We start from the raw sequence: 10,974 nt of genomic DNA, 5'->3' as shown, positions 1-10,974 counted from the left end.
GCATGAGAGCCTTGAGATCGTGTCCACGATAATTAGATGGACACGATCTCTTAATTGGGCGAGACCGAACCAGACGGGATCCCCGGACGCTTACAATTGGTCGACCTGAACAGCGCGCCTTTCTGCGATATCTCGCAGATTTGCCGCTCGCTGTTGCTGCTGGCCTCCGATGCGCAGTCGTTGTATCAGGCGGAGCATGAAAGACGGCGGTTCGGGCGGTAGGGAATTACAGCGGTAGAAACAAATAGCCCCGGCAGTGCCGGGGCTATTTGTTATTTGTTTTGGGAAATTAAAGTCTTTGCCTTATTTCTAGCTGACTGTGAGAGCTGATCATGAGCAATCAGCTCACTCAATTTATGATTTATATCAGCGTCCACACCTAGGCCGCTATCTGCCGCCCACAACAGAGCCAGGTCAATCCAATATTCAGATTTACTATTTAGCCCTGCCAAAATCACACCTGAATAGAAAAACTCTGGCCCCAGCTCCTTTTCAGCCTCTTCGAAAGTTTTTTCTAAAAGGCTGACCACCCGCCGATAATCTTCTAGCGACTTAAGCTGGAAGACGTTCCCACCACCTTCAACTGACCATCCCTGCCCATCAGAAGACAGCACAAGACCATTCGCAAAATTATATTTCATCTTATGGTCACATCCCCGGCCTGTGTTCAACCTTGACTCCGTAGCCACTCATAGCCTTCTCGAAGGCACTGCGAGTTTCTGGAGTCCAGTTCTGCCAATAGTGACCACTAAACTCATTGGTTATGAACTCACCATTTGGTCCACGCCTAAACATGCCTCCAACGACAGCACTAGAATCGGAAGAGTTAATTGATTTAGCTAGTTGTTCGTGGGGAGAAAGACCAGGAGAGCCAACGCTAGGTTTTCCAACCACAAAAGTCTGCGTCTTGGTATCAAAGACAAACTCTATAGAACCACTCTTAGTGCTCGGGTAGTAGTTCTGAATAGCCTTCGATGATACCGAGCCAGGTTCAACACCCAGGACACCAGGCACTGGACCTGAGCCTTTCCAAGTAGCAGCCCCTTTTGCAGCATCACCAGCTAGTTTACCAATATCACCAACTGCCCCAATCTGACCAGCCTTGCTGCCAGAGGCCGGCATCTCCGCGATGGCGTTGATGACGTTCTTCGCGGCAGTCGGAAGCTCAGAGGCGACCTTCGCGCCGCCACGAACCGCAGTCAGTACCCCAACCAGCTCAGCGGCAAATCGACCGCCTTCGACGCCCGCGGTAACAGAGCCTTGCCAGCCTGCATCGTTGTAGGCATTAGTCAGGTGGTTGGCGCGTGCCTCCAGATCCTGGAAGTAATTATCGCCAAACTGCTGCCGGAATTCCGGTGAGTTAGCCAGCAGACGCAAGGCATCCATTGTCTCCGGCAGGTGTGTCGCTAGCTGGAACAGCCCTTCCGCCGTTTCTGCCGCCGAAAGGCCAATACCGCCGCCGACGCCCACGACAATCCCAACGTCCTGCATTGCATCGGTCATCGCCCACTTAGCTTCAACGCCCGTTTTGCAGAACACCTTCTCCTTACAGCCCTCAAGCTCGGTCTTTTTGAGCTCTTCCTGCACGTGACTGAGGTAGTTGTACTGCGTGGCGTTCTCCGCCACCCACTTCCCGGTGTTCAGGTCGTTGATATCGGCATCTTTCTGAGTCGCGGCAGCCAATACGCCCACCAGCTGCGACGTCATGGTGAGCAGGTCCTGATTGCCGCCCACCCACGTGTTGAGCTGGTCGACCAGCGCCTCGTTGGCACCACCTGCAAGTGCGCCTGTTCGGAAGTCACCGCCGCTGGCTTCGGCGAGTAGGCCGCCGACCATGGCGTGGATCAGGATCTTCTGGATGCTGCCTTCGTCGTAAACACCTTTGGTGTAATCGCCAACCGCATTGAAGCTGGCAGCAGCCAAGGTGTTGTACAACGTGGCCTTGAGGGCGTCGCCCAAACTGCCATCTTGGCCAAGAATCTTGCCCAGGGCTGCAGCCGTACCGTTCTGCAGCGCCTGCTTCGCCGCAAATTGACTGAGTCCCTGGAACGACCCAAGCGTGACGTTCGGATCAGTGAAGGTGATCTTTCCGGTAATTGAGTCGGTCGAAGTCCCAGTTAACTTGCCGAAGTAATCTGCCGTCAGCCCGGCAGTGATGCCGGAAATGGCGTAACCCTTGAGCGCGTCGCTGGAAGTCGTATCCTTGAGTACGTCACCCAGGTTGCCCTTGTTGTTGACGAAACTGACGGTGGCGTTGGTCGAGGCGCCCACGGCGACAGCGGCTCCCCCTGCGGCGACCGCTGTACCAGCCCCAGCAGTAGTTAGTGCTCCCATAGCCGCCGGCCCAACCACTGCAGTCATTACAATGGCAATTGCCAACTGAGCGCCGGCCCCTATGCCGGAGTTGCTGAAGCTGTAGGAGTCGTGAATTTCCTTCACTGCACGCCAATCCACATCACCGCGTGCTTCTGCCTCCTTGATCCAGGCAAGATTCGGATCGGCCTTGACCATCGCATCGATGGCTTGGCTGACGGACTGTTTGTTGATGTGTTTGTAATCGATCTTCAGGCCTTCAACCGCTCGGATGGTCAGCTCGCCCTGAGCTAGCAGCGCGCTTTGACGCAGCGTTTCGTCGGTCTTGCCTTCTCCCTTGGATTTGCTCCAGGAGAGGTCGCTGTCGCTCTTGGCGTGGCTTTCCTGGTGCAGGTCTTTGACGGCCTCAAAGGTCACACTACCGCCGCTGACAATGGTGATGTCATTGCCGCTTTCCAGCTTGGCGCCCTGGTAGATCTGATCACCGCCACTGATCAGGGTGATGTCCGAACCTGCGCGGATTTCGCTGCGGACCGCCTCAACGTCGGTAACCTCGTCATGCTGGGTTTTCTTTCTACCCCACGAGCCTTTGGACTTCTTATCGTAGAGGCTGTAGTCAGTGTCGTTAGCGGCGAGGACTTTGATCTTGTCGCCGGCAACCAGGTAAGCCTCGTTGCCGGCGACAATCTTGCTGCTGACGAGGGTGAGGTCTTCGCCCGCGCTGATGAGCACATCGCCGCCGGCATTCAGTGCGGTGGACTGCTGCTCAACGTGGTCTTCTTGCTTAGTGACCTTCTTGGTCTTGTCGTAGCTGTGTTGCTCGTCTGCGGCGGAGATCAGACTGACATTTCGCCCGGCATTGATCGCAGCATCGCGGGCGGCATCAATGCGGCTGGCAATGGCCGTGAGGTCACGCCCAGCATTGATGTCCAGATCGCGACCCGCGCTAACTTCGTTACCCAACTGAGAAGTGCTCTGCTGGTAATTACGACCTTTACTGCGCTCTTTCTCCAACTCGACACTAAGTAGGTTGACGTCACGACCGGCGTACAACTCTAGATCGCTGCCGCTAGTGATACTGCCGCCGATGTTGTTGAGATCTCGTCCGGCATTGATGCTCAAACTACCGGCGGCCTCGATACGTGCAGCCCCCTCATCAAAGCTCTGAGTCCAGCCCCGGCTACCGACACCACCTTCATGGACGGCAACACTCCGCTCGTTGATGACATCCCCAGTCAGCGTGCTGAGACTGACGTCGCGGCCACTGATGATGCCGCCCTGAGCATTCTTTATGCTGTCCTGGGCGAGCAGATCCAGACGACCACTAGCCTCTATCGCACCGCTATTCTGGATATTTTTGGCGGTAACGGATAAGTCGCCACTAGCACGCAGAGTGCCTTGATTGGTGAGATCACCGCCGGCGATCAGCGAGACGTCACTGCCCATGATCAACGCGCCGCTGGGTGCCAGTCGGTTGTTGGCCTGCGCCAGGTAGACAACCGGAACGAGCACTTTCTCGCCGTTTACCTCGGCCTCTTCGAGCCAGACGATGTCATGAGTGAGCGCGGCCACCTGCTCTGCAGTCAGCGCCACCCCCACACTCAGTTTGAGGCTGTCCTTGTAGGCGATGGCATTGTCCATCAGGTACTTGAACAGCGCTTCGTCGCTGGTCATGCCATCGATGTATCGCTGGCCGGTACGGGCCACCACAGCATCACGGATCAGACGCTGTTCGTAGAGGCCGTCACCCAGACGTTTCTGGGCCTGATCAGGGTCATAACCCAACAGGCCGAGCAAGTAATCAGAACCCAGGAAGCTCTTGAGGTTGGTGAGCTCGGGGTTGGTCTCGATCAGATACTTGTGGCTGTTGCTTGGAGAGGCACTACTGGGCACTCCCTGGACTCGCGCAACGCCGAAGCTGCCCTCTCCTACCGCATCCTGCGCGTTGCCGCCAGAGGTGAGAGAGACATCGCTCACCTGCGTAAGGTCGCCACTCAGTGCGCGCTCGCGTTGATTCGGTCCAATGCTTTGGCCGGTGAACGTAAAGCTGTTCGCTCCGGCCACGGCCTGAGTTGCGCTCTTATTCCCTTCATCCGCGCTCAGACGAAACAGGCCATTGCTACCAGTAGGCAGACTGAAGCCAGGCAGTGAAATCGGGTTGACTTGCTGTTGCGCAAGCTCAGGCGGTAGTTTGCGATCGAGTACCACCACAATCGGCTGAGTCTTGCCGCTGACGGTCGTATCGGCCAGTTTTGGGACTCCGCCTTCGTAGCGAATTCCCGGTAGTACCACACTGTTTTCCAGGCGCTGCGAGGCATTGATGCTGATATCACCAGCGGCCTGCACTACGGCATTGGAGACCGCACCACCAGGACGGTATTCAAAGATGTCCGATACTAAACCATAGCGGTATAGCTCTTCGGGGACCGTGCGGACGTTGTTCGGATCGTAGGTGTTGGAGTCCCAATCCGGCACGTAATCCGGACGGAAGACCTTGCCGTTTTCATCCTGGTAGGCATGCAGCGTGATGTTCTGCAGTTCGATGGGGGTAATGGTGCCGGTTTTGAAGTCCTCACCGACCAGGTAGAAGAAGGTGGTCGGATCCGGATGGTTAGCTGCGTTGTACGGCAGCACCACATTGCCGAGGAAACGCTCGAAGGTACCGTCGGTGATCCGGCCACTCGCGAAGGTGAGAGTGCGGATGGCAGAGCCCGAACCAACCCCTTGGTTGAGGAAGTTCTGGGCATTGATGGCGATGTTGTGTGCAGCAGAAATCACCCCGCCAATGTTCTGAACGTCGTCACCCGCCAGCGTCAGGTCGCGCCCCGCGCTGATGGTGGATGCGCTAGTGCTTTCTTCGATGCCGCCTTCGTACCATTCCTTAAGAATGTAATCGACATTGTAATGATCGCCGCCGCAGTCATAGCACCGGACGGTGATATAGCCCGAAACCAATTTCTGGCCTATGGCGAACTGATCTTTCCGGTTAACGATGCTGGTGCCCAATAGGCTCAGATCACCAGCCGCTTCCAGATGGCCCGTGAGGTTCTCGATCTTGGCTGTTCTGGCAGCGGCATCATTGGCCGCCACATCCAGGTCGCCCAAGCTATAAACATCGGCCAGACGGTTAGTCAGGGTACCGTCCACGCGCAGGATCATATCGGCGCCACTGAACAGCAGCGCACCTTGTGCCTGACCGTCATTGAGCAGATCGCCGGTCTGGATTTGCAGTTGTCCAGCGCTACCAAAGGTGCCGTAGTTATTGAGCGTACCGGTGCCGGCAATGAGGTCACCTGCGGCGGTAATGCGCCCCAGGTTGGTCAATTTAGCGGCAGCAAGAGTGACGTCCTGACCACCCGTAATGCTGCCACGAGGATTAACGTTGAGCTGATTCGCCGAGAGGTGGAGGTCACCCAAGCTGGTGACACGGCCTGCACCGCTGTAGGTACCGGTTAGCTGGATATCGAGGCTACCGTCGCTGGCCAAAAGACCATCGTTGCTCCAGTTGCCTCCACGTCCCGTCAGGGAATGATTCGCCAGCAGTGCTCCGTCAGAAGTCTGGTTGAACTGGCCGATATTGAGGCTCAGCCAGCCAGCTTGCAGGACGCTGCTGTTGGTCCAGCTGTCTGCGGTGATATCGAACCTGCCCGTGGTTATGAAGCTGCCGCCCGCACGAGTGATATCAGTTGCGTTGAGCCCGAATGTGCCGTTCCCAACATGAAAGACTCTCCCGCCCTCATTGAGAAGGTTGTCGACGGTGAGACTCAGGTTCTCGTTAGCGGTTTCGAGAGCGCCGTTGCGGTTATCCAGCAGCGTGGTTTTGATCGCTGTAGCACCCGCTTTCCCGAGAGCGCGCAAACGACCGTTCTGGCTGTCGATGCTGACCGCGCCTAGGGTCAGGTTGCCGCTGCTTTCGATCAGGCCGAACTGGTTGTTCAGCGCGCCAGTGAGGCTGGCGTCGAGGTTGCCGGCGCCGATCTTGCCACCCAGGCCGAGGGCCGCGCCGTCATTGAACAACTGGTTGCCGCGCAGGTAGAGCAGACCGCCTGCATACAGGCCGCCGCCCTGGTTGTTCAGGTCGGTGGTGCTGACGCGGTTGTCGCCGCTGACCGCCGAGAGATGGCCGCTGCGGTTGTCGATGCCACCCGTGGCGGTGATGTTGACGGCTTTGGCCTGGGTGGTGCCGGCGTTGTTGCTGAACTGGCCGGTGACCAGCTTGAGGTTGCCGTTGGCGGCGTTGATGACGCCCTCTGCGCTGTTGTCGAGGCTGCCGCTGCCCAGGTCGAGCTGGCCGTTCTGGCTGATGATGTGGCCGTTCTGGTTGCCGATGGCGCCCGTGGCCTTGAGGGTGGTATTGCCCTGTCCCTGCAGGGTGCCGCCTGCGTTGTCGATGCTGTTGGCGCTGACGTTGAGCTGGCCGACCTTGCTGAAGAGCAGCCCGTCCTGGTCGTTGAGCAACTCGGCGGTTAGTTCAAGGGTGAGGTCGTTCTGCGCGGCCACGGTGCCGCCGAGGCTGTTGTCGAAGCGCCCAGCGAGGACCTTGAGCAGGCCCTGGCTGGCGAGCTGGCCGCCGCGGTTTTCCAGGTTGCCGACTTTCAGGTTCAGCGCGCCACCACTGGCGAGCTTGGAGCCGACGCCATTATTGAGCAGCGCACCGAGGAGTCCCAGGCGCAGCGCCCCCTGGCTGACGAGGCTGCCGCCGCTGTTGTTCAGGCTGCTGGCGTCGTAGTCGACACTCGCGGCGCTGATCTGCCCGCCACGGTTATCCACAGCCCCAGCTCTGCCGGTCAGGCTGCCCTGCGCGCTGAGCAAGCCGGCGGCACTGTTGTCGAGGCCGCCGGCGAGGCTCAGGCCGAGATTGCCCTGGGTGGAAACGATGCCACCAGCGTTGTTCAGACTGCCGGCGCCAAGGCTGAGGTTGCCCTTGCTGACCAGCGCGCCTTCGCCATGGTTGTCGAGCGCGCCACTGAGGGTCAGGTTCAGCGCGCCGTCGCGGCTGGAAACTGTGCCGCCGCTGCTGTTGTCCAGGCTGTCGGCGTTGACCACCAGCCCCTGCCAACCGGAGAGCAGCCCCTGATTGGCGTTGCGCAAGGCGCCAGCATTCAGTTCGAGCTGGCCGGCGCTGATGATTCGACCACTGTCGCGGTTGTCGAGGTCGCCGCTGGCGGTCAGGGTGAAGTCCTGGCTGGCGGAGATTTCCCCGCCACGGTTGTCGAGGTTGCCGAGACCGTTGATCTGCAACGCACCGCTCGCGCTGAGCAGGCCGCCACGGTTGTCGAAGTCTCCGCGCCGGGCACCGTTGCCCAGGTCGAGCGTCACTTTGCCTTCGCCGATCAGCGCCGCCTGGCGCTGGATCAGTTGGGCGACGATCAGGTGCAGATCGCCCTTGGCGGAAATTTCGCCGCCATTGGTGGATTCCAGCTTTCCACCGTGCAGGGTCAGTGCGCCCTGGCTGGTGATCAGGCCACCGGGTTTACCGGCGGCGCTGGCGCCGTTGAGGACATTGCCGGCACTGAGCTCGAGACCTTGCGCACCGCTGATCACGCCGTCGCGGTTGTCGAGATCGGCCGTGGTGCTATCGAGGTTGCCTTGGGCGAGCAAGCGACCTTCGCGGTTGTCTGTAGTGCCAGTGATAAGCAGCAGATTGCCCGTGGCGGAAAGCAGGCCACCCTGGTTGTGCAGGCTGGCGCTGCCGACGTCGAGCTTGCCGCCGGCAACCAATGCGCCGTCGTCGTGGTTGTCCAGCGCGCCCTGGCTGCGCACCAGCAGGTCACCCCGGCTGGCGAGGGTGCCGCCCTGGCTGTTATCGAGGCTGGTGGCACTGACGCTGAGGCCATTGGTTCCGGAGAGCACCCCGGCATTGCTGTTGTTCAGCGCTCCACTGGTGAGAGTCAGGCGGTCGCCGGAGAGAATCTTGCCGCCCTGGTTGAGCAGAGTCCCGGTGGTCAGCGCGAAGGTGCGGTCGCTGGAGATTTCACCGCCCTGGTTATCCAGGCTGGCAACGTTGCGCAGCACCAGCTGGCCAGGGCTGCCGAGCAGGCCACCGGCGTTGTTCAGCGCGCCGCCTTGCAGGTCGAGGTCGATGCCGCCCTGCCCGATCAGTTGGCCGCCAGAGTGCTGGTCGAGACCACTGACGCGGCCATCGATCACGCCACGCGCGGACAGGCTGCCGCCCTGGCTGTTATCCAACTGGGCAGTGGCAAGGTGAATGGCAGCGTCGGTGACGATGCGGCCTTTCTGGCTGTTGTCCAGCTTCGCACCTTGCAGATTGATGTCACCGGCGGCGCTGAGGATACCGCCAGCGTTGTTCAGGCTGGCGCCGCCCAGATCGATAGCGCCGTCGCTGAGCAGCTTGCCGCCCCGGTTGTCGAGATCACCGGCCAGACGGGAGAACAGCAGACCAGCACTGGAAATCGCGCCGCCGCGGTTATCGAGGCTGCCGGCGTTGAGGGTCAGGACTCCCTGGCTGAGCAGTGCACCGTTACCGCTGTTGTCGAGTGCGCCAGCCAGTTGCAACCAGAGGCTCTTCTGGCTGCTGAGCAGGCCGCCCTGACTGTTGTCCAGGCTCTGGCCGGTGACGCTCAGGCCATCGCGGCCAGCCAGGGTGCCGGCACGGTTGGCGATACGTTGCACCTGCAGACTGAGACCGGCGTCGCCGACGACCTTGCCGCCGCCATTCTCCAGGCTGGCTGCCTGCAACTCGACCTTGGCGCGGCTGGAGATTTCGCCGCCCTGGTTGAGTAGGTCAGTGCCGTTGACGGTGACACCATTATTAGCAGCGACCAGTCCGCCGTTGCGGTTGTCGAGTTGCCCGGCTTCGAGATTCAGCGCGCCCTGGGCGAGCAGCTCGCCGCCCTGCTGGCTGAAACTGTCGGCCTTGGCCTGCAGGTCGCCCTTGGCGGTCACACTGCCCTTGGCGTTGTTCACCTGGCTGGCGTTCAGGCGCAGTGCCGCGCCGCTGTCGAGGGTGCCGCCCTGGCTGTTGTCCAACTGGCCGACATCGATTTTCAGCTCGCCCAGGCTGCTGATCACGCCCAGTGCGCTGTTACTCAGACTGGCACCGGAGAGGGTCACGCCGGCATCGCCGACCACCAGCCCGCCACGGTTGTCGAGATTGCCGGCCTGCACGCCGAGCGCGCCCTTGGCCGAGAGCAGGCCGTCGGCCTGGTTGTCGAGCTTCTGCTGCACGCGAGCCTGCAGCGTGCCATTGCTGACCAGGGTGCCCTTGCCGCTGTTGTCGAGGCTGTCGAGGGTGAAGTCCAGCGACTGCTCGGCGGAGAACAGACCGAGACGGTTGTCCAGCACGCCGCCGCTGACTTGCAGGCGGTTGGCGACGGCCTGGCCGTTGCGATTGTCCAGGCGCGCGGCATTGAGGCTCAACTGACCACTGGCGAGCAGGCGGCCCTGGCGGTTGTCCAGTGTCGCGGCGCTGACGCGGGCTTCTGCCGCCTTGAGCGCGCCGCCCTGGTTATCCAGGGCGGCGCTGGCATTGGCATCCAGGTTTCGGCTGGCGACCACGCTGCCACTGTTGCGCAGGATCTGCGCGTTGATCGCCACATCGCCCTGGGCGTTGCGGCTGCTGTCCGGATTGACGCCGGCTTCGACGATGCCGCTGTTGCTGACCTGCGCGGCAGTGAGCGCGACGCGCTGGCCAGCGGCGAGGCTCTGGCTGTTGCTCAGTTGGCCGTTGGCGCTCAGCTCGGCGGTATTGCCGGCATAGGCCGGCCCGGTCAGCGCGATGTCCTGTGCCCTGGCCCGCAGACTGCCGGCGGCGCTGGTCTGCGCCAGGCTGAGTTGGCCGTTGGCGTCGATCTGGATATCGCCGGCGCTGGCGGCCATGTTGCCGGCCAGTTTCACACCCACGCCCTGCTCGGTGCCCACCAGGCGGATGGCGCCGGCGTACATGCCACCCAGCGTGGAGCTGTCGATGGCCAGTTGCGGCTTGGCGCTGCCGTCGTCGGCCTTGGCGGTGGCAGCCAGGGATTCGGCATCGACCTGGTTGCGCCCGGCCACCACGGCAAGTTGATTGGCGTGCAACTCGGCATTGAGCTGCACGCTGCGAGTAATCAGTTCGAAGCGGTCGACGTTGCTGGCGTTGAGGCCAGTGCCTTCGATGGCAATGTGACCGCCATTGACGTCATAGCCCTGTAGCTGGCCGCCATTGATGATCGGTTTGCCGGTGGTCAGCGTGGCCCGCGGGGTATTGATCACTCCACAGCCTGCACAGGCGATGCCGTGTGGATTTGCCACGATCACATGCGCGGCCTGGCCAGCTACCTCGGTGTAGCCCCGCAGGTGCGAGGGATTAGAGCCGGTGACCTCATTGAGGATCTTCTGCGCAGCCTGCCCCTTGAGGTTGGGGTTACCGATGATCATGCCGCCCAGCTGCGTGGACTGGGTTTTACCGGTGGCGTTGTTGAGGATGAGGCCTTGTTGGCCGACGTTGTAGTCGGTGAACTTGTTGTGCGAGAGCCCAGCGCCATTAGGGGTAGCGATATTGACGATGGGTACGCCATTACCCGCTGCACCAATCTGCGTATTGCCACCCGCCGCCGCATCGACGGCCAACTGTGCCCCTGCTACCACAATCGGATTAAGGAACAGGATGCCAGTCAGAACACTGGCAATGGCTTGGTTCAACGGGTGACGAAAGTCCATTTC

Annotated in this window: 2 protein-coding genes; both read right to left on the bottom strand. The window is 60.7% G+C overall.

The window, feature by feature from the left end; genetic code table 11:
- Window positions 1-272 precede the first annotated feature (272 nt).
- Window positions 273-641 carry a hypothetical protein gene (locus HNP46_RS14300; RefSeq protein WP_184589940.1) on the bottom strand — a complete coding sequence of 123 codons (369 nt, stop codon included), beginning with the start codon at window positions 639-641 and terminating at the stop codon, window positions 273-275.
- 7 nt (window positions 642-648) lie between these two features.
- Window positions 649-10,971, bottom strand: coding sequence for a filamentous hemagglutinin N-terminal domain-containing protein (locus HNP46_RS36070; RefSeq protein ID WP_184589938.1), 10,323 nt, complete (start codon window positions 10,969-10,971; stop codon window positions 649-651).
- Between the last annotated feature and the right edge of the window lie 3 nt (window positions 10,972-10,974).

Origin of the sequence: Pseudomonas nitroreducens, from assembly GCF_014204515.1 — a bacterium.
Lineage (GTDB): Bacteria > Pseudomonadota > Gammaproteobacteria > Pseudomonadales > Pseudomonadaceae > Pseudomonas > Pseudomonas nitritireducens_A.
The sequence above is the reverse complement of the archived record's forward strand: the minus strand, read 5'-3'. Positions and strand labels throughout refer to the sequence as shown.